The organism is Pseudonocardia sp. MH-G8, from assembly GCF_002262885.1.
Lineage (GTDB): Bacteria > Actinomycetota > Actinomycetes > Mycobacteriales > Pseudonocardiaceae > Pseudonocardia.
The window spans coordinates 1-23,776 of sequence record NZ_NKYF01000049.1 but is presented as its reverse complement, the minus strand read 5'-3'; the positions used below and the strand labels follow the sequence as shown (position 1 = coordinate 23,776).

Annotated in this window: 19 protein-coding genes, 1 rRNA gene and 1 pseudogene; 8 read left to right on the top strand and 13 right to left on the bottom strand. The window is 74.6% G+C overall.

Annotated elements, in window-relative coordinates:
- Positions 1-2: 2 nt before the first annotated feature.
- Complete coding sequence (locus CFP66_RS45765) at positions 3-989, bottom strand: LLM class F420-dependent oxidoreductase (protein WP_094931789.1); 987 nt, start codon at positions 987-989, stop codon at positions 3-5.
- A 148-nt stretch (positions 990-1,137) separates the two neighbouring features.
- Here CFP66_RS45765 and CFP66_RS45760 point away from each other — a divergent pair, with 148 nt between their 5' ends.
- From CFP66_RS45760 to CFP66_RS45745, 4 genes are read left to right on the top strand one after another with little or no spacing between them, the layout of a single operon-like run.
- The gene (locus tag CFP66_RS45760) at positions 1,138-2,481 is read left to right on the top strand and encodes a cytosine permease (RefSeq protein WP_094931788.1); all 1,344 of its coding nucleotides are present in this window, start codon (positions 1,138-1,140) and stop codon (positions 2,479-2,481) included.
- Positions 2,481-4,052, top strand: coding sequence for a hydantoinase/oxoprolinase N-terminal domain-containing protein (locus CFP66_RS45755; protein ID WP_094931786.1), 1,572 nt, complete (start codon positions 2,481-2,483; stop codon positions 4,050-4,052). Before CFP66_RS45760 ends, CFP66_RS45755 begins: the two co-directional genes overlap by 1 nt.
- Complete coding sequence (locus CFP66_RS45750) at positions 4,049-5,137, top strand: DUF917 domain-containing protein (RefSeq protein ID WP_094931784.1); 1,089 nt, start codon at positions 4,049-4,051, stop codon at positions 5,135-5,137. Before CFP66_RS45755 ends, CFP66_RS45750 begins: the two co-directional genes overlap by 4 nt.
- Positions 5,134-6,240 (top strand): DUF917 domain-containing protein, encoded by a 1,107-nt coding sequence (locus tag CFP66_RS45745; RefSeq protein WP_094931782.1) that lies wholly within the window; start codon positions 5,134-5,136, stop codon positions 6,238-6,240. Before CFP66_RS45750 ends, CFP66_RS45745 begins: the two co-directional genes overlap by 4 nt.
- Positions 6,241-6,252: 12 nt before the next feature.
- On the opposite strand, the pseudogene CFP66_RS45740 reads toward CFP66_RS45745, so the two are convergent.
- Positions 6,253-6,363 (bottom strand): annotated as a pseudogene (locus CFP66_RS45740) (DUF397 domain-containing protein); the annotation flags it as partial.
- 225 nt (positions 6,364-6,588) lie between these two features.
- Between CFP66_RS45740 and CFP66_RS45735 the strand changes: the two are divergent.
- The 4 genes from CFP66_RS45735 (at position 6,589) to CFP66_RS45720 (ending at position 11,200) form a co-directional block, all read left to right on the top strand.
- Positions 6,589-7,809: a glycosyltransferase gene (locus CFP66_RS45735; protein WP_094931781.1), complete on the top strand. Its 1,221-nt coding sequence runs from the start codon at positions 6,589-6,591 to the stop codon at positions 7,807-7,809.
- 292 nt (positions 7,810-8,101) lie between these two features.
- The gene (locus tag CFP66_RS45730) at positions 8,102-9,175 is read left to right on the top strand and encodes a DUF917 domain-containing protein (RefSeq protein ID WP_094931811.1); all 1,074 of its coding nucleotides are present in this window, start codon (positions 8,102-8,104) and stop codon (positions 9,173-9,175) included.
- Entirely contained in the window at positions 9,172-10,650 is a 1,479-nt protein-coding gene (locus CFP66_RS45725) for a CdaR family transcriptional regulator (RefSeq protein WP_233160282.1), read from the top strand. Before CFP66_RS45730 ends, CFP66_RS45725 begins: the two co-directional genes overlap by 4 nt.
- A gap of 34 nt (positions 10,651-10,684) precedes the next feature.
- Positions 10,685-11,200, top strand: a complete 516-nt coding sequence (locus CFP66_RS45720) for a DUF1707 domain-containing protein (RefSeq protein ID WP_094931779.1) — start codon at positions 10,685-10,687, stop codon at positions 11,198-11,200.
- Positions 11,201-11,206: 6 nt separating this feature from the next.
- On the opposite strand, the gene CFP66_RS45715 is transcribed toward CFP66_RS45720, so the two are convergent.
- The 11 genes from CFP66_RS45715 to rrf all read right to left on the bottom strand — a co-directional run.
- Positions 11,207-11,833, bottom strand: coding sequence for an NUDIX hydrolase (locus CFP66_RS45715; RefSeq protein ID WP_094931777.1), 627 nt, complete (start codon positions 11,831-11,833; stop codon positions 11,207-11,209).
- Entirely contained in the window at positions 11,830-13,545 is a 1,716-nt protein-coding gene (locus CFP66_RS45710; protein ID WP_094931775.1) for a CTP synthase, read from the bottom strand. Before CFP66_RS45710 ends, CFP66_RS45715 begins: the two co-directional genes overlap by 4 nt.
- A gap of 71 nt (positions 13,546-13,616) precedes the next feature.
- Positions 13,617-14,567, bottom strand: a complete 951-nt coding sequence (locus tag CFP66_RS45705) for a copper transporter (protein WP_094931774.1) — start codon at positions 14,565-14,567, stop codon at positions 13,617-13,619.
- Positions 14,564-15,748: a putative cytokinetic ring protein SteA gene (gene steA, locus CFP66_RS45700; RefSeq protein ID WP_094931772.1), complete on the bottom strand. Its 1,185-nt coding sequence runs from the start codon at positions 15,746-15,748 to the stop codon at positions 14,564-14,566. The genes CFP66_RS45705 and steA overlap by 4 nt, the downstream gene beginning before the upstream one ends.
- 140 nt (positions 15,749-15,888) lie before the next feature.
- Positions 15,889-17,721 carry a DNA repair protein RecN gene (gene recN, locus CFP66_RS45695; protein ID WP_094931807.1) on the bottom strand — a complete coding sequence of 611 codons (1,833 nt, stop codon included), beginning with the start codon at positions 17,719-17,721 and terminating at the stop codon, positions 15,889-15,891.
- 73 nt (positions 17,722-17,794) lie between these two features.
- The gene (locus tag CFP66_RS45690; protein ID WP_094931770.1) at positions 17,795-18,712 is read right to left on the bottom strand and encodes an NAD kinase; all 918 of its coding nucleotides are present in this window, start codon (positions 18,710-18,712) and stop codon (positions 17,795-17,797) included.
- Positions 18,709-19,500, bottom strand: coding sequence for a TlyA family RNA methyltransferase (locus CFP66_RS45685; RefSeq protein WP_094931805.1), 792 nt, complete (start codon positions 19,498-19,500; stop codon positions 18,709-18,711). Before CFP66_RS45685 ends, CFP66_RS45690 begins: the two co-directional genes overlap by 4 nt.
- Before the next feature lie 5 nt (positions 19,501-19,505).
- On the bottom strand, positions 19,506-19,688 hold the full coding sequence (locus tag CFP66_RS45680; protein ID WP_094931769.1) for a hypothetical protein: 183 nt from the start codon (positions 19,686-19,688) through the stop codon (positions 19,506-19,508).
- A complete protein-coding gene (locus CFP66_RS45675; RefSeq protein WP_094931768.1) occupies positions 19,685-20,803 on the bottom strand; it encodes an HAD-IIA family hydrolase in 1,119 nt (372 codons plus the stop codon). Before CFP66_RS45675 ends, CFP66_RS45680 begins: the two co-directional genes overlap by 4 nt.
- On the bottom strand, positions 20,800-21,987 hold the full coding sequence (locus CFP66_RS45670) for a hypothetical protein (protein WP_198962138.1): 1,188 nt from the start codon (positions 21,985-21,987) through the stop codon (positions 20,800-20,802). Before CFP66_RS45670 ends, CFP66_RS45675 begins: the two co-directional genes overlap by 4 nt.
- Positions 21,988-23,671: 1,684 nt before the next feature.
- Positions 23,672-23,776 (bottom strand): 5S ribosomal RNA (gene rrf, locus CFP66_RS45660); the annotation flags it as partial.

Below are 23,776 nucleotides of genomic sequence, written 5' to 3'. Positions count from 1 at the left end.
GGTCAGCGCAGGGCGGGGATGACCTCCCGCTCGAACAGCTCGATGCCCGAGCGGTCGTAGGCGGCCTCGGAGAAGTTGAAGATCCCGTAGGTCATGCCGGCCTCGCGCAGCGCGCCGAGGCGCTCCACGACCTGCGCCGGGGTGCCGCAGGCGGGCGAGTCGCGGAACTGGCCCTGCAGCTTCTGGGCCGCCTCCTCGCCGATCGCGGGCTGCACCCGCGTGACGACGTCCTGCAGCCGCTTCTCGACCTCGGCCTCGGTCTCCCCGATCGCCACGTTGAAGTTCGACGACCGGACGATGGCGTCGAAGTCGGTGCCGACCGTCTCGCAGTGCCCCTTGAGCAGCTCCGACTTGCGGACGAACTCGTCCTGGACGCCCACGAAGTTGGTGTACTGCGCGTACTTCGCCGCGATCTTCAGGGTGACCTTCTCCCCGCCCCCGGCGATCCAGAGCGGGATCCCGCCCTCCTGCAGCGGCAGCGGGCGCACGATCGCGCCGTCCACCTGGTAGTGCTGCCCGTCGAGCGTGGCACGGCCCTCGCTCCAGGCCTGGCGCATGATCTGCACGCCCTCGTCGAGCATCCGCAGCCGCTCACGGGCCGGCGGGAACCCGTAGCCGTAGGCGCGCCACTCGTGCTCGTACCAGCCGGCGCCGATGCCCATCTCGACGCGCCCGCCGGACACGACGTCGCAGGTGGCGGCGACCTTCGCGAGGTAGGCGGGGTTGCGGTAGCTCATGCAGGTGCACATCTGCCCGAGCCGCACCCGCTCGGTGACGGCCCCGAACGCCGCCATCAGCGTCCACGCCTCGTGCGTGGCCTCGTCGGTGGGCACGGGGACGGTGTGGAAGTGGTCGTAGACCCAGATGGACTCCCACGGGCCCGCGTCGGCGTGCTGCGCGAGGCCCTTCATCGTGGCCCACTGGTCCTTCGGGTCGATGCCGACGAGGTCGTGTCGCCAGCCCTGGGGAACGAACATTCCGAAGCGCATTCCGGTCACGAACTCCTACCTTAGCCCTCCTCCTCTGAGGAGTGCTGCCGGTGCAATGTGCACACTGGCGGGCCGAGATCGGGCGATCTGCCTCGTGACCGCTTCCTGACCAGGGCATAGCTTTCCGCAAACACCGGAGGAGGTCGCCGTGAGCGAAGGTCGGGTGGGCGTCGACGACTACGCACTGGTTCGCGTGCCCGAGGCCGCGCGGTACTCCTGGTGGTCGGTGGCGGTGCAGCGGTTCGGGCAGGTGTCCGCCCTGAGCCAGTTCCTGCTGGGCTCCACGCTCGGTTTCGGCATGACCTTCTGGGAGGCGTTCCTCGCGTTCACGCTCGGCGCGGTCGTCCTGGAGCTCGTTTCCATCGGTGTCGGCATCATCGGCTGCCGCGAAGGCATGCAGACCTCGATGCTCACCCGCTGGACCGGCTTCGGCCAGGGCGGCAGCGCGGTCGTCGGAGTGGCGATCGGCATCTCGCTGATCGGCTGGTTCGGCATCCAGTCGGGCGTGTCGGCCGAGGGGCTGGCCAGCCTGATCGGCGTGCTGCCGGTGTGGGTGTGGTCGCTGCTGTTCGGGCTCGCGGTGACCCTCATCGTGCTGTGGGGCTTCGCCTCGATGAAGTGGGTCGCCTACGTGACGGTGCCGGCGTTCCTCGTGCTCATCGCGTGGTCGATCGGGAGCGAACTGCTCGCCCACGACGTGGGGGCGCTGGTAGCCTCCGCCCCGGCAGGCCCGAGCCTGTCGCTGCTCGAGGGCACCACGCTGGTGGCGGGTGGCTTCATCGTCGGTGCGGTGATCACCCCGGACATGACGCGGTTCAACCGCACCGCGGGCGACGTCGTGAAGCAGACGGTCGTCGGGTTCACCCTCGGCGAGTACGTGATCGGGATGTCAGGAGTGCTGCTGGCGCACGCGATCCGCTCCGACGACATCATCACCATCGTCACCTCCTCGGTGGGGTGGGTCGGCACCCTGGTGATCATCCTGGGGACCTTGAAGATCAACGACTGGAACCTCTACAGCTCCGGGCTCGGCGTCGTGAACTTCGTCGGCACGGTCTTCGGCAAGCGCGTCAACCGCGCGGTGGTGACGCTCGCGCTCGGCGTGGTCGGCAGCGTGCTCGCCGCGGGCGGCATCCTCGACAGCTTCATCGGGTTCCTCACCCTCCTCGGCGTGGCGTTCCCGCCGATCGCCGGGATCATGGTGGCCGAGTACTTCGTCGTGAAGACCTGGCGCGCGGAGCTGGACCGCTCCCGCGCCGCGGGCCGGCTCCCCGAGACCGCCCCGACGTGGGTGCCCGCCACCCTTGTCGTCTGGGTGGCCGCCGCGCTGATCGGCCAGTTCGGCACCTGGGGCCTGCCCAGCATCAACTCGCTGGTGGCCGCGTTCGTGCTCTACGTCGTGGCGGGCAAAGCCGGCCTCGTCCGGGGGGTCGGCGTCAGCCGCACCCTGGACGACGCCGCCGCGTCCGCCGGAGAGAAGGAGGCAGTCTGATGCGGATCGGGATCGACGTCGGGGGCACGAACACCGACGCCGTACTCATGGACGGCGATCGGGTGCTCGCCGCGGTCAAGGCCGCGACGACCCCGGACGTCACCTCGGGGATCGTCACGGCGCTGGACGGGTTGCAGGGCCGGCACGCTTTCGCGCCCGCCGACGTGCAGGCCGTGATGATCGGGACGACGCACTTCATCAACGCGCTCGTGGAGGCCCGCGGCCTCGCGCCCACCGCGGCGCTGCGGCTCGGGCTGCCGGCCACGGCGTCGCTGCCGCCGCTGGTCGACTGGCCCGCCCGGCTGGTCGCGGCGGTCTCCGGACGCGCCTACCTCGCCCACGGCGGCCACGAGTTCGACGGGAGACCGATCTCCCCGCTCGACGAGGACGAGCTGCGCCGCCACGCCGCCGACATGGCCGCGCACGGCGTGCGGTCGGTCGCGATCTCGTCGGTGTTCTCGCCGGTCAACACCGAGTTCGAGGTCCGGGCCGCGCAGGTGCTCGCCGAGGAGCTCGGCGCGGACGTCCCGGTGTCGCTGTCGCACGAGATCGGCCGGGTCGGGCTCCTGGAGCGGGAGAACGCCACGATCATCAACGCGGCGCTGCGCGAGCTCGCCGCGGGGATCGTCGACGGGCTGGCCGCCTCGATCGCGGGGCACGGCATCACGGCGCCGCTCTACCTCAGCCAGAACGACGGCACCCTGATGGACGTCGAGTTCGCCCGCCGCTACCCGGTGGCGACGTTCGCGTCCGGGCCGACCAACTCGATGCGCGGCGCGGCGGTCCTGTCCGGCCTCGCAACCTGCGCGGTCGTGGACGTCGGGGGCACCACCACCGACGTCGGCGTCCTCACCGGCGGTTTCCCACGGGAAGCCACCGTCGAGGTGACCGTGGCGGGCGTGCGCACCAACTTCCGCATGCCCGACGTGTTGAGCATCGGTCTCGGCGGCGGCAGCCTGGTGCGCGGCAGCGGGGCGGACGTCGGCGTCGGGCCGGACTCGGTCGGCTACCGGCTCGTCGAGCAGGCGCGCGTGTTCGGCGGTGACGTCCTCACCGCCACCGACGTCGCCGTCGCGGCCGGCCGGGTGGACATCGGCGACCCGGCCCGGGTCGCGGGGCTCGCCGCCTCCGACGTCACCGCGGCGCTGGAACGGATCGCCGCCGACGTCGCCGACGTCGTGGACCGCATGCGGATCTCCGCCGACCCGCTGCCCGTGGTGGCCGTCGGTGGCGGATCGGTGCTGCTCCCCGACACCTTCCCCGGCCTCGGCGCGGTGCACCGCCCCGAGCACTTCGCGGTGGCCAACGCCATCGGCGCGGCGATCGCCCAGGTGGGCGGCGAGGTGGACCGGGTCTTCGCGATCGAACCCGGCCGCCGCGACGCCGCCGTCGACGAGGCGCGCCAGGAGGCGGTGGACCGCGCCATCGTGGCCGGTGCCGACCCCGCCACGGTCGCGATCGTCGACTTCGACGAGGTCCCGATCCCCTACTTGCCCGGCAACGCCACCCGAATCCGCTGCAAAGCGGTCGGCGACCTGCGGATCGAGCAGCCGACGGGACCGCGCGCATGACCGGCACGCTCACGACCGCGCAGATCACCGCGGACGACCTCGAGGCGCTGGCCCGCGGCGCCGCCGTGCTCGGCACCGGCGGCGGGGGCGACCCCTACATCGGGCGGCTGCTCGCCGCGCAGGCGCTGCGCGAGCACGGCCCCGTCACGCTCGTGGCGCCGTCCGACCTGCCCGACGACGCCCAGGTGTTCCCCGTCGCCATGATGGGCGCGCCCACCGTGATGGTGGAGAAGACGCCGTCGGTCGAACGGATCGGGGCCACGGTCGCGGAGCTGGCGCGCCACCTCGGCGTCACACCCACCCACATCGCCTGCATCGAGGCCGGCGGCGTCAACTCCACGTTCCCGCTGGTGGCCGCCGCGCAGCTCGGCCTGCCGGTCGTGGACGGCGACGGCATGGGCCGCGCCTTCCCCGAACTGCAGATGGTGCTGCAGACGCTGGCCGGGATCGGGTGCACGCCGATGTCGATCGCCGACGAGAAGGGCAACGTCGGGGTTCTGCAGACCGTCGACAACCGCTCCGCGGAGGCGCTCGCCCGCTCGCTGACCCTCACGATGGGGTGCTCCGCGATCATCTCGAACTACGTGATGACCGGTGTGCAGGCCCCCGCGAGCCTGGTGGCGGGCACGCTGAGCCTCTGCACCCGGATCGGCAGCCGGGTGGCGCAGGTGCGCGCCGAGCACGGCGACGCGGTCGGCGCCGTCGCCGCCGAGCTGGGCGGGCGGGTGCTGCACTCCGGCAAGGTCACCGACGTCGCACGGCGGACGACCACCGGATTCGCGCGCGGCACCGCGGTCGTCTCGGGAGGGGCGGGCGAACTGGTGCTCGAGTTCCAGAACGAGCACCTGGTGGCCCGCCGCGACGGGACCGTCGAGGTCACGACGCCCGACCTGATCATCGTGCTCGACACCGACTCCGGCGAGCCGGTCACCACCGAGGCGTTGCGCTTCGGGCACCGGGTCTCGGTGCTCGCCGCACCGGCCGACGAGCGCTGGCACTCCCCCGACGGGATCGCGCTGGTCGGGCCGCGCTACTTCGGCTACGACACCGACCCCGTGCGCTTCGACGCCCGGGAGGCTCGATGACCTGGGAGCTGAGCCCTGCCGACCTGCCCGACCTCGCACGCGGGGCCGCGCTGCTCGGCACCGGCGGCGGCGGCGACCCGCACATCGGACGGCTCATGGTCGAGGCCGCGATGCGCGCGCACGGGCCGGTCACCGTGCTCGACCCCGACGACGTGGACGACGCCGCGTTCGTCGTGCCCACCGCGATGATGGGCGCGCCCACCGTCATGGTCGAGAAGATCCCCCGCGGCGACGAGGCGGTCACCGCGCTGCGTACGCTCGAGCGCCATCTCGGCCGGCGCGCCGACGCGACGATGCCGATCGAGTGCGGCGGCATCAACTCGATGATCCCGCTGGTCGTGGCCGCGACGACCGGCCTGCCCGTCGTCGACGCCGACGGCATGGGCCGGGCGTTCCCCGAACTGCAGATGGAGACGTTCGGCGTCTACGGCGTGCCCGGCTCGCCGATGGTCGTGGCGGGCGACCACGGCGAGACGGTCACCATCGACACCGGCCACGACAACCGGCGGATGGAGTGGCTCGCCCGCGGCGCGGCGATCCGGATGGGCGGGGCGGCGCTGATCGCCGATTACGCGATGTCCGGCGCGGACGTCAAGCGCACGGCGGTCCCGCGCACGCTGTCGCTGGGCCTCGCGCTCGGCAGGGCCCTGCGCGAGGCCCGCGAGCAACTGCGGGACCCGATCTCCGCGCTCACCGAGGTGCTCGCCCCGACCGGCTACTCGCACCTGCGGGTGCTGTTCGCCGGGAAGGTCGCCGACGTGGAACGCCGCACCGTGGACGGGTTCGCCCGCGGCCGGGCCCGGTTCGTCTCCTTCGACGGCGGTTCGACGCTGCGTACCTCGTTCCAGAACGAGACGCTCGTCGCCGAGGTCGACGGCGCCGTGCGCTGCATCGTGCCCGACCTCATCTGCATGCTCGAGGCCGAGTCCGGCGAGCCGATCACGACCGAGACGCTGCGGTACGGGCAACGGGTCGTGGTCGTCGGCATCTCGACCCCGCAGATCATGCGCACCCCCGAGGCGCTGGCGGTGTTCGGACCGGCCTGCTTCGGTCTCGACCACCCGTTCCGGCCGGTGGAGGACGTGGTGCCGGTCGTCGGGTAGGCGGTTCTTGGAGTCACGAACAGCCGCCCGGCCGTCCGGGAGCGCGGCGACCTCCACGCAGTTGCCGCTGGCTCGGCTGTAGGAGCTTGTCCGCCAACGACGGGGGCTGTACTCGCCGATCATGAGGAACCTTCCTCGGTCAGCTCACCGAGGAGCGACGCTGTGTCCTCAGGCGTCATCGCCTCGTCAAGCTCCAACGGATCGTTCCCGGCGAGTCGCGACTGCTGGGCGACACGTAACCTGGCCAAGAGACGCGGGGGCGGTGTCGAGCAGCCGACCACCGGCGTCGGTTCCGGTCAACGGTGGGGCAGATACCGAGATGCGCGGCGGTACGACCGGAGTGACTGGATGCGGATTCTGATCGTGACGGCGGGTTCGCGCGGCGATGTCGCGCCGTTCACGGGCCTGGGCCGGCGACTGCAGCAGGCAGGCCACCAGGTAGCTCTGGCTGCACAGGCCCGGTTCGCCGATCTCGTGCGCGACTGCGGGCTGGAATATCGGCCCCTTCCCGGCGATCCGGTCGAGCTGGTCCGCGCACGCACGGCCGCCCCTACCCCGGAGGCGGCGCGATCGGTCTTCGCCACGTTCCTCGACGAGCTGGGCGAGGGTGTCACTGCCGCCGTCGCCACCGGCACGGACGTGCTGCTCACGGCGTTCGGCCCGGCCCCACTGAGCAGGCTCGTCGCCGACGCGTTCGGCATCCCCAGCCTTGGCGTCTATCTCGTGCCAGGGGTCCCCACCCGCGAGTTCCCGCCACCCGGCTGGCCCGTCGCCGGGCATCCCACGCCCGCCGACAACATCGCCGCGAGCCGTGAGCAGCTCGCCCGGACCGACTTCCTCTACGCCGACGTCCTGCGGCGGCTGCGCGCCCGCCTCGACCTCCCCACCACCACGGAGACGACGGCCCCACCGGACGACTGGCCGATCTGCCACGGCTTCAGCCCTGCTGTGGTCCCCCGACCCGCCGACTGGCCCGCCACGGTGCACGTGACCGGATACTGGTGGCCGGCCACGCCACCGGGATGGCAGCCCCCGGACCTGCTGGCCGACTTCCTCGGGGCCGGTCCGCCACCGGTGTTCGTCGGGTTCGGCAGCATGACCGTGAACCACGAGCGGATACATGACGTCGTCACGGCCGCCGTCACACGGGCCGGCGTGCGCGCCGTGGTCCAGTCCGGTTGGGCCGAACTCGGACCCGCGGGTGATGACATCCTGATTGTCGATGACGTGCCACACAACTGGCTGTTTCCCCGGATGGCTGCCGTGGTCCACCATGCCGGAGCCGGCACCACCGCGGCCGGGCTGCGCGCCGGAGTACCAGCGGTCCCGGTTCCCGTCCTGCTCGACCAGCCGTTCTGGGCGGACAGGCTGCACCGCCTCGGGGTTGCGCCACCCCCACTGCCACTCCACGAGCTGACCGCCGACACCCTGACCCAGGGACTGCGGTCCTGCCTCGACCGATCGACCTCTCGCAACCGTGCCACCGAACTCGCTCGCCGGGTCGGCGCCGACGACGGCCCCTCAGTCGTGCTCTCGCTCATCACTCAGCTCCAAGGCGCGTGCGGGTAGCGGTTCTCAGCCTCACGCACCGACGGACGTAACGATCTACGGCTGGAGCACTGGACCGCCCGATGCAGATCGATCTTGAAAAGTTTTCTTTTCGAGATTCCAGTGATCCCACCAGCGGACACGGGGCGGAAAGGGATCCGGACGTTGAGGAGACCGACCGATGACGGTGGGGCTTCGGATAAGCCCGAGAACAACTTCGATCTCGACCATCAGAACGAGTCGCGCCGGGGTTATCTCGCGATCTTTGAGTGAGGTCCTGCCGAGTCACTCGGTGTTCTGGGACCATCTCCCGATGACGACAGGGCGGCTCACCGTCGACGACGTCGACGCGCTCGTCGTCGGGCTCACGCTGCTCGGCTCCGGCGGCGGCGGTGATGCCCACGCCTTCCGGCACGTGCTGCGCCGCACCCTCGCCGGCACGGAACTGGTGCTGCACGACCCGGCCGCGCTCGCCGAGGCGCCGGTGGTGGCCATCGGCATGATCGGGGCCACCCGCGTGCTGACCGAGAAGCTGCCGAGCGGCCAGGAGATCGCCGGCGCGGTCGGCGCGCTGGCCCGGTGGACCGGCGTCGAGCCCACCGCCCTCATGTCCTTCGAAGCGGCCGGGCTGAACGGCGCGATCGCCGTGGCCGGCGCCGCCGAGCTGGGACTCCCCCTCGTGGACGCCGACCTCATGGGCCGCGCGCTCACCCGCGTCGACCAACTCAGCTTCGCGGTCGCGGACCGCCCGCTCCCCCCGTTCGCGATGGCCGAGCCGAGCGGGCAGACGGTGCTGGTGGACGACGTCGCCCCGGGCGCGCTCGAGCGGGTCGCGCGTACGGCCGTCGCCCACGGCGGTGGTTGGGCGGCGTGCGCGCTGGGTCCGGTGCCCGCGAGCCTGGCCGCCACGGACGCCTGCACCGGCACGCTCGCCCGCGCGCTTCGGCTCGGCCGCGCGCACGAGGGGCTGGTCCGGCCGGAGCCGGAAGAGGTGGCGGCGGCGCTCGGCGGGCGGGTGCTCGCCACCGGGCGCACGGTGGAGATCGCACGCCACCCGTCGGCGTCGTTCGGGCGGGCCGGAGTGGCGATCCTCGACGACGGGGGCGCCGTCCTGCGCGTCGAGGCGGAGAACGAGTACCTGCTGGCGATCCTCGACGGCGAGCCCGTCGCCAGCTGTCCGGACCTGCTGTGCCTGCTCGACCGCCGCACGGCGGCACCGATCGCGGTGGACGGCCTGCGGCTCGGCGACGACGTCGTCGCGATCGTGCTGCCCGGTCCGCCGTGGTGGCGCGCGAGCCCGGAGCGGCTGCGCCGGGTGGACCCGCGGGCGTTCGGGATCGACTGCCACGCGGTGCTGCTCCCCGACCCGGTCGGAGATCTCCCGTGAGCGCACCGTTGACCGTGGACGCACTGCTCTCACACCCGGACTGGGCAGCCGTGACCGTGCTGGCGACGCGCACGGGCGGCAGCGAGCCCGACCCGGTCCGCGAGGTGCACACCGTGGCGGACCTGCGCGCGGACGCACCCGCGGTGCGCGGTGCGCTGCTCGCGGTCGCCCTGTCCGGGAACCGGGACGACTGGCACCTCGACGCGCTGCTGCGTCGCGCGGCCGCCGCCGGCGTCGCCGCCGTCCTGCTGCCCGGCACCGACCCGCTGCGGGCGGCGAGCCGCCTGCTCGCCGCCCGGGTCGGCGTCACGGTGCTGGGCGCCCCGGACCCGCTCGGCGCGGCGCTCGCGGCCACCCGCCTGCTGCACGAGCCCGAGCAGGTGGTCGCCGACCTGGTGGCGCGCACGGCGGTCGCGTGCGCGGCGGTCGGCGGTGGCGTCGACGAGCTGGTGGCGGAGCTGGCCAGGACGTGGCGCCGGCCGGTGTGGCTGCTCGACGGGTCGGGTGGCGTAGTGGCGGGCACCGGGCCGGGACCGGGGAGCGGCGGTGAGGTGCTGAGCCGACCGGTCGGCACGGAGCGGCCACGACCGAGCGCACTCGTGGCCGAGCTGCCCCGCGGGGCAGCGGCCGAGCGGGCTGCCGTCCTCGCGGCGCTCGGCGTGGCCGCCGGCACCGTCGGGCAGCGGATGGCCGACGTGCGCCTGGCCGTCGAACGCGACGCCCGGCTGCGGATGTCGCTGCTCGCGGAGCTCGTGGCCGCGGCGGCCGAACCCGGCGCCGGCACCCGCCGGCGCGCCCTGGACGCGGGCTGGCAGTTGGAGGGTTGGCACGCCGGCATCCGGATCGACGTGCCGGGCAGCGTCGACCCGGTCACGATGCGCCCCGAGGTGCTGCGCGCCTTCGACGCCGCCCACCTGCGCGCGGTCGTCGTGGAGCAGGGGTCGGGGTGGGGCGCGTGGTCGACGTTCGCGCAGGAGCCGGGAGCGGACGAGCTGAACCGGCACGCGACGGCGGCGCACCGGGCGCAGTCGCTGCTGCGCTCGACCCTCCCGAGCGCGATGGGCGTGGGCCGCCTACAGCGCGGCGCGGGCGGGCTGGCGCGCACGCTCGGCGAGGCGGGCGACGCCGCCCGGCTGGCCGCCACCCGCTCGGCCAGTGGCTGCTTCGTCCACGTCGACCGACTCGGGCTCGGCCAGCTCCTGCTCGCCTGGACCCGCACCGACACCTTCCTCCCGGCCGCGCGCTCCATGCTCGAGCCGTTGCGCGACCAGCCCGGCGACCTGCTCCGCACGCTCACCGCCTACCTCGACGCGGAGTCCTCGCTCACCGAGACCGCGGCCGTGCTGGGCGTGCACCGCAACACGGTCGCGGCACGGGTCGCGCGGGCCCAGGAGCTGCTCGGTGTGGTGCTCACCGAGCCCGACGAGCGCCTCGCCCTGCACCTGGCCTGCCGCAGCGTCCTGTTCCACACCTGAGCCGACATCCGCCGACGCGGGTACCGTCGATGTCGTGAGCACGCCCGAGACGCACGGGATCCGCATCGGCCACGACGAGCGCGAAGCCGCCGTGCGCGAGCTCGGCGAGCACTTCTCCGAAGGCCGGCTCGAGCCGCAGGAGTACGAGGAGCGCATGTCCGCGGCCTACGCCGCGCGCACCACCGACGACCTCGCCCCGCTGTTCGCCGACCTGCCGCGGGCGCAGGACGCCGCCACCGCGCTCGTCGCGCAGGCACCGGCGACGCAGTGGCCCGTGGCGCCGATGGCCGCCGGCCCGGACGCCGCCTGGGGCCTGGATCCCGTCACCGGGCGGCCCTACTCCGACCGCTCGAAGGTCGCCGCCGGGCTGCTGCAGCTGTTCCTTCCGTTCTTCGGCGCGGGCCGGCTCTACTCCGGGCACACGGCCATCGGCGTCATGCAGCTGCTGCTGGCACCCCTCGGCGTCGGCATGGTCTGGGCGTTCATCGACGGCATCGTGATGCTGACCGGGGAGCCGACCGATCGGCACGGGCGCCCGCTGCGCCCCTGACGCGCGTCAGGCCTTGCGCTCGGCGAACCGGGTGGGCCGGTCCGGCCACGGCGCGTGCGCCTCCCGAGCGGCCGCAGGCGCCCCGGCCAGTGCGTGCGCGGCGAGCACGCCGGCCACCGTGGTGGCGTTGACGATCGTGCCCGCGAGCACCATCCGCACCGCCACAGACAGTGACACCCAGCGGGTGGCCAGGTCGGCCTCCTCGTCGTCCTTCTGCTCCGGGCGCCCCACCTCGGTGACGCCGCGCGCCAGGTAGACGCGCACCGCCTCGTCGGAGAAGCCGGGCGAGGGCGCCACGTCCACCAGCGCGGCCCACTCCGATGCGGCCAGCCCCGTCTCCTCGGCCAGCTCCCGCTGCGCGGTGGCGAGCGGGTCCTCACCGCGGACGTCGAGCAGGCCCGCCGGCAGCTCCCAGAGCCGCCGGCCGACGGCGTGGCGGTACTGGTGGATCATCATCAGCCGGTCGTCGGCGTCCAGCGCGGCGATCGCGACCGCACCGGGGTGCTCCACGATCTCCCGCACCGCGGCGCGCCCGCCCGGCATCAGCACCTCGTCGGCGCGCAGGGCCATCACGCGCCCGGTGTACACGTCCTTGCTCGCCTGCACCGTGAACTCGTGCCGGGGCGCGGTCACGTCGCCGCCCCGTTCACGCCCGCGGCGGCCCGCTCCCGGGCGGGCAGCTCGACCGGCAGCCGGTCAGCGGCCCGGTAGCCCAGTGCAGCCTTCACGAACGCGCTGAACAGCGGGTGCGGGCGCGTGGGGCGGCTCTTCAGCTCGGGGTGTGCCTGCGTGCCCACGAAGAACGGGTGCGTGTCGACGGGCAGCTCCACGAACTCGACGAGCTTGCCGTCCGGCGAGGTGCCGCCGAACACGAGCCCCGCCTCCTCCAGCCGCTCCCGGTAGGCGTTGTTGACCTCGTAGCGGTGGCGGTGGCGCTCGGACACCTCACGCGCGCCGTAGGCCTGCGCGACAACGGTGCCCTCCCCCAGCTTCGCCGGGTAGGCGCCCAGGCGCATGGTGCCGCCCATGTCCCGCTCGCCCGCCACGACGTCGCGCTGATCGGCCATCGTCGAGATCACCGGGTGCGGGGTGCGCTCGTCGAACTCCGACGAGTTCGCATCCGCCAACCCCGAGAGCGACCGCGCCGCCTCGATCACCATGCACTGCAGGCCGAGGCACAACCCGAGGATCGGCACGCCGCGCGTGCGGGCGTGCCGGATGGCGCCGAGCTTGCCCTCGATGCCGCGCACGCCGAACCCACCGGGGATCAGGACGCCGTCCATGCCCTCGAGCGCCGCAGCGGCACCGGCGGGCGTGCGGCACTCGTCCGACTGCACCCACACGATCTCGACCCGCGCGCGGTGGGCGAACCCGCCCGCCCGCAGCGCCTCGGTGACCGAGAGGTAGGCGTCGGGCAGGTCGACGTACTTCCCGACGAGCGCGATCCGCGCCGTCTCCTCCGCGTGGTGCACGCGGTCGAGGAGGTCGCCCCAGATGGTCCAGTCGACGTCGCGGAACGGCAGGCCAAGGCGCCGCACGACGTAGGCGTCGAGGCCCTCCCGGTGCAGGACCCGCGGGATGTCGTAGATCGAGGGGGCGTCCGGGGTGGCGATGACGCCGTCGGTGTCGACGTCGCACATGAGGCTGATCTTGCGCTTCATGCCCTCCGGGATCTCCCGGTCGGCGCGCAGCACCAGCCCGTCGGGCTGGATGCCGATGTTGCGCAGCGCGGCCACGGAGTGCTGCGTCGGCTTGGTCTTCAGCTCCCCCGACGGCGCGAGGTAGGGGACCAGCGAGACGTGCAGGAAGAAGCAGTTGTCGCGGCCCACGTCGTGGCGGACCTGGCGCACCGCCTCCAGGAACGGCAGCGACTCGATGTCGCCGACCGTGCCGCCCACCTCGGTGATCACGACGTCCGGGACGATGCCGTCCTCGTCCGGCAGCGCCATCGCGTGGATGCGGTCCTTGATCTCGTTGGTGATGTGCGGGATGACCTGGACGGTGTCGCCGAGGTACTCCCCGCGCCGCTCCTTCGCGATCACCGACGAGTAGACCTGGCCGGTGGTGACGTTGGCGCGGCCGTGCAGGTTCCGGTCGAGGAACCGCTCGTAGTGGCCGATGTCGAGGTCGGTCTCCGCTCCGTCCTCGGTGACGAACACCTCGCCGTGCTGGAACGGGTTCATCGTGCCGGGATCCACGTTCAGGTACGGATCCAGCTTCTGCATGATGACCCGCAGACCACGGGAGGTGAGGAGTTGGCCGAGGCTCGAAGCCGTCAGGCCTTTACCCAGCGAGGACGCGACCCCGCCGGTGACGAACAGATGACGCGTCGCGCGAGGCTGCACGGGACTCCAGAGTACGCCAGAGACTGTCCGGGCGATCGCCGGGCCCGCGTGTCGCGGGCGGGTTCCCCGGATCAGGCGGCGGGGGCCGACCCGTCGGACGCGCTCGACGCCGTGCCGTAGCGGCCCGCGCGCCCGTCGAGCTGCTCGCGCACGGCCAGCACCGCCGACACCCGTCCCGCGCCGGTGTGCACGTCGTCCACGGTGGACACGCGCTCGACGATGTCCGGTTCGGCCCGCGCGACGCCGACGGCGCCGGTGGCCTCCGCCGACCCGGCGCGTCCGGCGAGGACGGCCCCGCCGCCCGCCCGGTCGAGCTGCCCGGCGAACCGCGCGAGCACCGCGGCGGCGTCGCCCCCGTCGATGCCCTCCAGCGCGCCACCGGTGAGCACGAGCACGGCGTCACCGGGCTGCGGGCGCGGCCCCGGGCCGACGAAGCCCGCGGCGGCGAGGCCCGCCAGTACCGCGTCGGCCTGCTCGGTGTTGATCGGCGCAGTTGTGGTCTGCTGGCCCGGCTGCTCCCCGCCCGGGGTCAGCAGCACACCGCCGAGCAGCCCGCCGAGCAGGCTTCCGGTGTCCGAGGCCGCAGGCAGCTGCGCTCCGGTGGGCAGCAGCTGCGAGGTCAGCTCGCGCAGCTGGTCGGCCCGTGCGGGATCGCCGACGGCCGGGGTCAGCGCCACCTCACCGGTCGCGGTCGCACCGGCCTGCGCCAGCAGCTGCAGCACCGCCTCGCGGTCCGCGGCGTCGGCGCCCGAGGTCACCAGCGTGACGGTGCGGTCCTGCAACTGCCCGCGCACCGCGGCCGGGCCGACCCGCTGCGCGAACTCGTCGGACGCCCGCTGCGCGGCGGCCAGGTCGTCGCGTTCGGCGCGCAGGGTCTGCACCTGGCCCTCCAGGTCGTCGGCCTGCGTGGAGACGGCCGACAGCAACCGGTCCGACACCCCCGCCGAGCCGAGGACCACGCCGACGGCGAGCGCCAGGAACACCGCCGCGATCGAGATCGCGTGGTAGCGCATCGAGATCACGCGAACCAGCTCCGGATCTGCTCGACGAGCCCGAGCCAGGTCTGGGTGAGCCACGTGAGCACCGCTTCGCCCGCGTCCGACACCAGCAGGGCCGCCACCACCGCCACCAGCGCGGCGCCCACCATCAGCAGGATGGCGCCGATCGAGATGCGGCTGCGGTAAAGCGAGGCGATCACCTGCCCGTCGACCAGCAGCCCGCCCAGCTGCAGCCGGGTGAGGAACGTGGAGGCGATGCTGCCCGAGCGCCCGCGGTCGAGGAACTCCGCCATGCTCGCCGACAATCCCACCGTGACGACCAGCGAGGCGCCGTTGTGCGCGGCGATCAGCAGCGCCAGGTCCTCCGGGTTGGCCGAGCTGGGGAACGTCACGGCGCCGGTCCCGAGGTCCTGCACCCGGGCCAGGCCGGGCGCGTGACCGTCGGCGAAGGCCGGCACGACCACGTCCGCGCCGCTGGTCAGCGCCTCGCTCGAGATCTCGTTGGGGTCGCCGACGATCAGCTGGGGCCGGTGGCCCGCCTGCAACAGCGCGTCCGCGCCCGCCCCGACCCCGACCAGCACCGGCCGGTACTCGCGGATGAAGTGCGCGAGCCGCGCCAGCTCGGCGGCGTGGTCGTAGCCGGCCGCCACCACGAGCACCTGCCGGCCGGCCAGCTCGACCTCGACGTCGGGCACGCCCGCCCCGTCGAGCAGCATCGACCGCTCGCGGCGCATGAACTCGATGGTGTTGGCCGCGAACGCCTCCAGCTGGTGAGTGAGGCCCGACTTCGCCTCCACCATCGCGTCGGCCACCGAGTCGGCGTCCTGCTCGACGCCCTCGGCGAGGCGCAGCTCGCCCGCGTACACCACGCCCTCGTGGAGGCGGATGCGGCTGCCGTCCTTGATCTCCCGCAACGCCTCGGGACCGACGCCGTCCACCAGCGCGATCCCGGCGCCGACGAGCACCTCGGGGCCGAGGTTGGGGAACCGCCCCGAGATCGACGGCGCCGCGTTCACGACACCCGCCACCTTCGCCGCGACGAGCGCGTCGGCGGTGGTGCGGTCGAGATCGACGTGGTCGATCACCGCGATCTCCCCCGGCTTGAGCCGGCGGAGCAGGCTGTCGGTGCGCCGGTCGACCCGGGCGACGCCGGACAGCCCGGGCAGCTCCGTGCGCGAGCGATGCAACAGGCCGGACAGCTTCATGCACGCACTGTGACATCCGATCGGCAGGATCCGAGGAAGGCACGCCGGACCGTCACGGTGGGTTCACCCGTGCTCCCGCACCTCGGAGCCACACTGCTGTTTCCGGCGCTCTGGGCAGCAGTACGGCTCCAAGGTGCGGGTCAGCTGGGCTGGGGCGCTGCCTGCTTCCTCCTGCGGGCGGTGCGCTCCGGGCGGGCGGCCGCGGCGCGGTCGGCCTCCCGGTGCGCGCGGGCCGCGTTCAGCAGCTCCTCCGCGTGGGCGCGTCCGGTATCGGTGTCGTCGAGCCCGGCGAGCATCCGGGCGAGCTCGACGATGCGCTCGGACTCGGGCAGCGTGCGCACGATGCTGCGCACCCGCCCATCCGTCCCCGCCCCGTTCTGCCCGCGCGCGGACTTGTCGACGACCAGGTGCCGGTCGGCGTAGGCGGCCACCTGCGGCAGGTGGGTCACCACGATCACCTGGTGGCGCGCCGCGAGCCGGGCCAGCCTGCGCCCGATCTCCACCGCCGCCCGGCCACCGACCCCGGCGTCGACCTCGTCGAACACCATCGTGGGCACCGGGTCGGCCCCGGCGAGCGCCACCTCGAGGGCGAGCATCACGCGCGACAGCTCACCGCCGGAGGCACCCTTGTGCAGCGGCTGCGGCCCGGCGCCGGCGTGCGCGACGAGCCGCAGCTCGACCTCGTCGACGCCGTCGGTGCCCGCCACCAGCGACGCCCGGCCCACCCGCAGCGCGTCGGGCGCATCCGGCCCCGCCTCGCGCGGGACGACCGACACGTGCAGCCGCGCGTCGGGCATCGCGAGCCCGGCCAGCTCCGCGGTGGCGCCCTCGGCGAGCCGCGCCGCGGCCTCGGTGCGCGCCGCGGTGACGGCGGCGGCGTGCTCGGCCAGCTCGCCGGCCAGCGCGTCGCGGCGGGCGGCCAGAGCGGCGAGCGCCTCGTCGGAGGTGTCGAGGCCGTCCAGCCGTTCGCGGGCGGCGTCGGCCCATTCCCGCACGCCGTCGATGTCGGCGGCGTACTTGCGGGTGAGCGCCTTCAGCTCGGCCTGCCGGGCGAGTACCTGCGCGAGCCGGGCCGGGTCGGCGTCGAGGCGGTCGAGGTAGCCGGTGAGCTCCGTGCCGACGTCGCCGAGCAGGGCGAGCGCCTCCCCGAGCCGCGCGTCGAGAGCGGCCAGCTCCGGATCCTCGGAGCCGCTGAGCCGGTGCCGGGCGTCGCCGATCAGGGCGAGCGCGGCGGGGGCGTCGGGATCGACCTCGTCGGCCCCGACGAGGGCACCCTGCGCCGCGACGGCGGCCTCGCGCAGGTCGTCGGCCGCGGCGAGCCGGCGCGCGAGGTCGACCAGCTCGACGTCCTCCCCCGGCTGCGGATCGACCGTGGCGATCTCGGCGAGGCCGTGACGCAGCATGTCGGCCTCCTGCGCGAGCCTGCGCGCGCCGTCGCGACGCTCGACGAGCTCGGTGGCCACCCGCTGCCACTCGGCGCGTACGGCCCGGTAGCGCTGCAGCGGCACGGCGACGGCGTCGCCGGCGAAGCGATCCAGCAGCGCGCGCTGCTCGGCGGGGCGCAGCAGCCGCAGCTGGTCGTTCTGCCCGTGCACGGCGAGGGTGGCCTCGGCCAGCCGGGACAGCACCCCGACCGGCACCGACCGGCCACCGAGGTGGGCGCGGGAACGCCCGTCGGCGGAGACGGTGCGGATGGCGATGAGCGTGCCGTCCTCGTCGGCGTCGGCCCCCACCTCGTCGGCGACGGCGAGCGCCGCGGCGTCGGCGTGGAAGCGCCCCTCGACGACCGCGCGCCGGGCGCCGTCGGCCACCCGGGAGGCCTCGGCGCGGCCCCCGCCCAGGAGCGAGAGGCCGGTGACCACCATCGTCTTGCCCGCCCCGGTCTCGCCGGTGAGCACGGTGAGGCCCGCGTCGAGCTCCAGAGTCGCGTCGTCGATCACGCCGAGGCCCTGGATCCGCATCTCGGCCAGCATGGGCCGCAGCGTACGGCGCCGTCCCGACAGCGGATCCGACGCCCGCCCCGCGCCCCCGCTCAGCCGCGCGTCGTCAGCGGGAACCGGACGTCCGCGCCGCGCCACGCCACCCGCGCACCGGGAGGTCGAACTTGCGGACGAGCCGGTCGGCGAACGGCTGACCGTCCAGGCGCACCATCCGCACCGGGGTGGCGCCGCGCGCCAGCTCGACGCGCGCGCCGGGCGGCAGGACGACGGTGCGGCGCCCGTCGCAGTCGAGCACGGCGGGCGGACCGTCCGGGTCGACCTCGATCGCCACCTCGCTGTCCGGACCGATCACCATCGGCCGGGCGAACAGCGCGTGCGCGTTGCTCGGCACCAGCAGGAGCGCCTCGACCTGCGGCCACACCAGCGGGCCGCCCGCGGAGAACGCGTAGGCGGTGGAGCCGGTGGGCGTGGCGCACAGCACGCCGTCGCACCCGAACGCCGAGACCGGCCGGCCGTCCACCTCGAGCACGACCTCGAGGATGCGTTCCCGGCTGCTCTTCTCCACGGTGGCCTCGTTGAGGGCCCACGTGCGCGCGAGCACCTCGCCGTCGACGCGCGCCACGGCGTCGAGCGTCATCCGTTCCTCGACGGCGCACCCACCGTCGATGATCGCGTCCAACGCCGTGTCCAGCGACTCCTGCTCCGCCTCGGCGAGGAACCCGACGCGGCCCAGGTTCACCCCCAGCAGAGGCACCCCGACCGGGCGGGCCATCTCCGCGGCCCGCAGCAGCGTGCCGTCCCCGCCGAGGACGAGCACCATCTCCGCGCCCTCGGCGCACCCCGGTCTGCCGTCGACGACGCGAGGGGTCATCTCGGCGGGCAGGTCGCCGTTGCGCACCTCGGCCCACTCGTCACCCAACACCCGCAACCGCACGCCCGACGAGGCGAGCCGGTGCGCCACCGTGGCCGCGGTGCGCCGGTTGGTCTCCCGCCCCGAGTGCAGGACGACCAGGATCTCCCTCACGGGCCCTCCTCGACGGCGGCGGCGAGCACGGCGTCCCCGGTGTCGGATCCGGAGCGCGCGAGCCGGAGGAAGTACTCGACGTTGCCCGACGGCCCCGGCAGCGGACTGGCCACGGCGCCCCGCAGCACCAGCCCCAGCGCGCGCGCTGCGGCCGCCACCTCGGTGAGCGCCGCGGTGCGCAGCTCCGGGCTGCGGACCACACCACCCGCCCCGAGCCGCTCCTTGCCGACCTCGAACTGCGGCTTGACCATCGGCAGCAGCTCCCCGCCGTCGGCGGTGCAGGCGACGAGCGCGGGCAGCACGGTGCGCAGCGAGATGAACGACAGGTCCGCGACCGTCAGGCCGACCGGCCCGCCGATCGCCTCAGGAGCGAGCGCGCGGACGTTCGTGCGGTCGTGCACGTGCACCCGCTCGTCGCTCTGCAGCCGCCACACCAGCTGCCCGTACCCGACGTCGACGGCGACGACCTCGGCGGCCCCGCGGTCCAGGAGCACGTCGGTGAACCCGCCGGTGGAGGCTCCGGCGTCGAGGCAACGCAGGCCGGCGACGTCGACGGCGAACGCGTCGAGCGCGCCGATGAGCTTGTGGGCACCCCGCGACGCCCAGTCCCGCTCGTCGCCGCGCTGCACGACGACGGATGTGCCGCGGTCGACGACCGTGGCCGGCTTCCCCGCCGGCACCCCGCGAACGATCACGCGGCCCTGCTCGATCAGCTCCGCGGCCTGTTGCCGGGAGCGGGCGAGGCCGCGGCGGACGAGCTCGGCGTCGAGGCGGGCGCGGATGGTCACCGCGCTCACGCGCCGCCCGACGACCCGGCCGCCAGCGCGTCGCCGAGCGCCGCGTGGACCCGCTCGAACACCTCGACGTGCTCGCCGAGCGGACGATCGGCCAGCCCGTCGAGCCCGGCCACGGCCCGGTCGACGGCCACGAGGGGGTCCGCCGGGCGGGGCGGGGGCCCCGGGGTGGGGACGGTCATCGGTGCGCTCCCGCCGTGTCGTCGCTGGTGCCGTCGTCGCTGGTGTCGCTGGTGTCGGGCATCGGGCTGCTGCCTGGGGCCGGACCGCTGCTCGCCACGGTAGCCGAGCCTGCGCCCGGCGCGTCGAGGCCGAGCCGGCGCAGCGCGTCCCGGGCCGCCGGCCCGTCCGCCGCGACCTGCGCGGGCCCGCCCCCCGCGGCCCAGTGCGCCGCGCAGAGCGCCCGCAGCGCGTCGACCGCGTCGCTCCCGTCCCCGGACAGCACCAGGACGCCGGACCCCTCCGCGCGCACGTCCCACCCCGGTCGCGGGCCCGGCGCGAGGCCGTCCGCGGGCGCGGTGAGCGATTCCAGGTCGGCACCCACGTAGTCGGGCCGCAGCGCGGGTGGCGCGGCCAGCAGCTCCGCGGCGTCCGAGACGCCGGTGAGCACCAGCAGCGTGGGCATGCCGGCGGCGCGACCACCCTCGATGTCGGTGTCCAGGCGGTCACCGACCATCAGCGGACGCTGTGCCCCCGTGCGGCGCGCCGCCTCGCGCAGCAACGCCGGCCCCGGCTTGCCCGCGACCTGCGGTTCGCGCCCCGTGGCCAGTCGCACCACGCCGACCATCGCACCGTTGCCGGGCATCGGGCCGCGCTCGGTCGGCAGCGTCGGGTCGACGTTGCACGCGACCCAGAGCGCCCCGCCGCGCACCGCGACGGTCGCCTCTGCGAGTTGGCGCCACCCGGTGTCCGGGTTGTGGCCCTGCACGACCGCGTCGGCGTCCTCCGCCCGCGCGGTCACCTGCAGGCCCTGCGCCGTCACCTCCGCCACAAGCGCCTCGGTGCCGACGACGAGCACGCGCGCCCCGGCAGGCAGCTGCTCGGCCAGCAGCGCCGCCGCGGCCTGCGAGCTCGCCACCACGTCCTCGGGGCCGGCAGGGAACCCCAGCTCCTCGAGGTGCTCGGCCACCGCGGCCGGACGGCGCGAGGCGTTGTTGGTGACGTACACCGTGCGCACGCCCCGCTGCACCGCACCCCGCACCGCCTCCACGGCGCCCGGCACGACCGCCGGACCGCGGTAGAGCGTGCCGTCCAGGTCCGCGAGCAGCACGTCGTGGCGCGCGAGCAGGTCGCTCACCGGCCCGGACCCTCGGCGTCGTCGACGGAGACGTCGCCGGGAGGCTGGTCCTTCGCGCTGGTCGTCGGGGCCGTCGTCGGGTCCGTCACCGCCTCGGGCGCAGCGACCGCATCCGCGTGCCCCGCATCGGCCGAATCGACGTCGGCCGAATCGACATCGACACCGGGGCCTGCGTCAGCCGCACTCACATCAGTCGGGTCGTCGGGGTCCGCCGGGTCATCGGGGTCCGCCGGATCGGCGTGGGCCGAGCCCGCGTCCTCGCCGGCGTCGACCGGATCGGCGTTCGCACCCGCCGCTGACGCCGGTTCGGCTCCGGACGGCGTCGCATCGTCGGTCGGGCGCTCGCGGTCATCGCTCGACCCGCCCCCGTCCCGCACATCGCTCGCCGAGGCCTCGGACGTGTCGTCACGAACCGAATCGGCTTCCGACGCGGTCGCCGCTGTGTCGTCCGCCGCCGTGTCGTCCGCCCCGGACGGCTCCTCCTCGATGCCGAAGGTGACGTCGTCCTCGGACAGCGGCTCTCCGGTCAGGTCCGCGATCCGGCGATCGGCATCGGTCTCCCCGTCCGCGTCCGCGTCGACCGTGTGGACGAACCACTGCAGCGCGTCCGCCTCCCGGCCGGCGGCAGCGAGGTTGTCCGCGTAGGCGTAGAACAGGCGCGCGCTCCACGGGTCGCGTCGTGCCGCGTCGAGCTCCGGGATCTGCAGGCTGACGACGGCGGCGTCCAGCTCGCCGAGATCGCGCCGCGCCCCGGCGGCGACGATGGCGAGCTCGATGGCCTCCGCCCGGTCCAGGTCACGCACCTCGGGCCCACGGCTGAGCTCGAGGGCGCGCTCGGGCCGGCCGAGCGCGCGTTCGATGTCGGCCATGACCGCGAGATGCCCCGGGCCACCGCCCATGCGACGCGCGGCACGCAACTCGCCGAGAGCCTCGGTCCATTCCCCTGCGTGGTAGGCGGTGATGCCCGCCGCTTCTCGCACGATGGCGATGCGGGACGCCCTGCTCCGTGCGAACCGGGCGTGCGCGAGCGCCAGCTGGGCGTCCTCGTCCACCAGGCTGCCCGCCGCGACGAGGTGCCGCGCCACGCTCTCGGCCGTGTCGCGCTGCAGGCCCCGCAGATCCCGCCGCACCTCGGCGTCCAGCCCCGCCGCAAGGATCTCCTCGGGAAGCGCGGGCTCGGGCACGCGGACAGGTGCATCGGCCCCGCGCGGGGCACGCTCGCGCCCGCCGGACGGCCTTTCCCGCTGAGGGCGGTCGACGCCCCGACCCGCGCCGGCGGACCGGCGGTCGTCACCGCGCTCGCCTGCACCGCGCGCGCTCGGACGCCGGGCATCGCGCTCGTCCCGGGACCCGCTCCGCTCGGGCCGGTCGGACGACCGGAACCCCTGCCGTTCTGCGCGCTCTACGCCCTCACCCGCAACGCGGTCCTGCCGACGATCGCCGCCGCCCTGCGGGCCCCGGTCGTCGCGCCGACCGCTGCCGGCTCCGGCACCCTCGCTACGACGGGAATCCTCCTGACGCCGGGGATCCGGGCGCCGTTCCACCCGCTCACCGCGGCCGGAGCCCGCGTCGTCGCGACGGGGCCGCTCCACCCGCGGCTCGTCCCGCTGCGGCGGCCGCTGGGTGAACCGACGGTCGTCGGCGCCGGCTCGGGGGCCGCGCTCGTCCCGCTGCGACCGGTCGGGTCGGGTACCGCTCGTGCCCGTCCCCCGGCGCTCCGCGGGCTTGCCACCCTCTCGCCGGTCGAACCGTGCCCGGTCACCGCCGCGGTCGTCCCTCTCCCTACGGCCCCCGTCGCCCTGGCGGTCCCATCCGCCGCCTCGCGGTGCCCGGTCGCCCCGCTCCGCGTTGTCGGAACGACCCGGCCGCTCCGCTCGCCCACGGTCGAACCGGTCTCGATCTCCACCGCTCGCCGGTCGCGCCGGAGCATCGGACCGCTCGGAGCGTCCGCGCTCCCCGCCACGCTCCTGCCAGGCGGGACGACTGCCGCGGTCCGGCCGGTCCCCTCGCCCGCCGCGATCCCAGCCGCCACGGTCGGAACCAGAACGGTCGGAACCGGCACGACCCGAACCGCCACGCTCCGGGCGGCCACGCTCCTGCCACTCGGGCCGGTCGCCACGGTAGGGCCGATCCCGATCCGGCCGAGCTCCACGCTCCGGTCGGTCGCCACGGTAGGGCCGGTCCCCTCGGGACGGCCGGTCACGATCAGGTCGATCACCACGATATGGCCGGTCCCGATCCGGGCGGTCGCCACGCTCGGATCGGTCGCCACGGTAGGGCCGATCCCGATCCGGCCGAGCTCCACGCTCCGGTCGGTCACCACGGTAGGGCCGATCCCGATCCCCGCCGCGCTCGAACCGCGCCGGGCGGCTGCCGCCCCGGTCCTCGGACGATCGGTTGTCGCGATCCCTCGACCCACCACGGCCCGCCCAGCCGCTGCCGGAGCCTTCCTCGCGACGCCCGCCGTACCGCGGGCCGCCGGCTCCACGGGAGCCGCCCGGCGCCGCCTGCTCGCCGTGCCGACCCCCGCCACGCACCGGCCCGCGTGCCGATCGGTCCGACCCGCGGTCCGGCCGCTGCGCGCCGCCCCGCCGGAACCCGCTCTCGCCACGGCCCGCGCTGCGGTCGGCGTTCCAGCCGGAGCCGGATCGCGCCTCACCGGCGCGGGGGTTGCGGCCCCGCTCCTCGCCTCGGCGGCCGCTCCGCGGTGCATCGCCGCCGGAGCGGCCTCGTCGATCATCGTTTCCACGGCGGCCGTCGCGATCATCTCGTCGCGAACGGTCATCGCCGGAACCATCCGCGATACTCACCAGTAGATGATACAAAAGTGGGCCCCCGCCTGCTGGCGGGGGCCCACTGAACGTTGAATGTCGGCGGCGACCTACTCTCCCACACCCTAACGAGTGCAGTACCATCGGCGCTGGAGGGCTTAGCTTCCGGGTTCGGGATGGGACCGGGCGTACCCCCTCCGCC

Coding starts and splice junctions, on each gene's coding strand:
- CFP66_RS45765 (WP_094931789.1), bottom strand. CDS start 989: ATGCGCTTCGGAATGTTCGTTCCCCAGGGCTGGCGACACGACCTCGTC.
- CFP66_RS45755 (WP_094931786.1), top strand. CDS start 2,481: ATGCGGATCGGGATCGACGTCGGGGGCACGAACACCGACGCCGTACTC.
- CFP66_RS45750 (WP_094931784.1), top strand. CDS start 4,049: ATGACCGGCACGCTCACGACCGCGCAGATCACCGCGGACGACCTCGAG.
- CFP66_RS45745 (WP_094931782.1), top strand. CDS start 5,134: ATGACCTGGGAGCTGAGCCCTGCCGACCTGCCCGACCTCGCACGCGGG.
- CFP66_RS45735 (WP_094931781.1), top strand. CDS start 6,589: ATGCGGATTCTGATCGTGACGGCGGGTTCGCGCGGCGATGTCGCGCCG.
- CFP66_RS45730 (WP_094931811.1), top strand. CDS start 8,102: ATGACGACAGGGCGGCTCACCGTCGACGACGTCGACGCGCTCGTCGTC.
- steA (WP_094931772.1), bottom strand. CDS start 15,748: ATGAAGCTGTCCGGCCTGTTGCATCGCTCGCGCACGGAGCTGCCCGGG.
- recN (WP_094931807.1), bottom strand. CDS start 17,721: ATGCTGGCCGAGATGCGGATCCAGGGCCTCGGCGTGATCGACGACGCG.
- CFP66_RS45680 (WP_094931769.1), bottom strand. CDS start 19,688: ATGACCGTCCCCACCCCGGGGCCCCCGCCCCGCCCGGCGGACCCCCTC.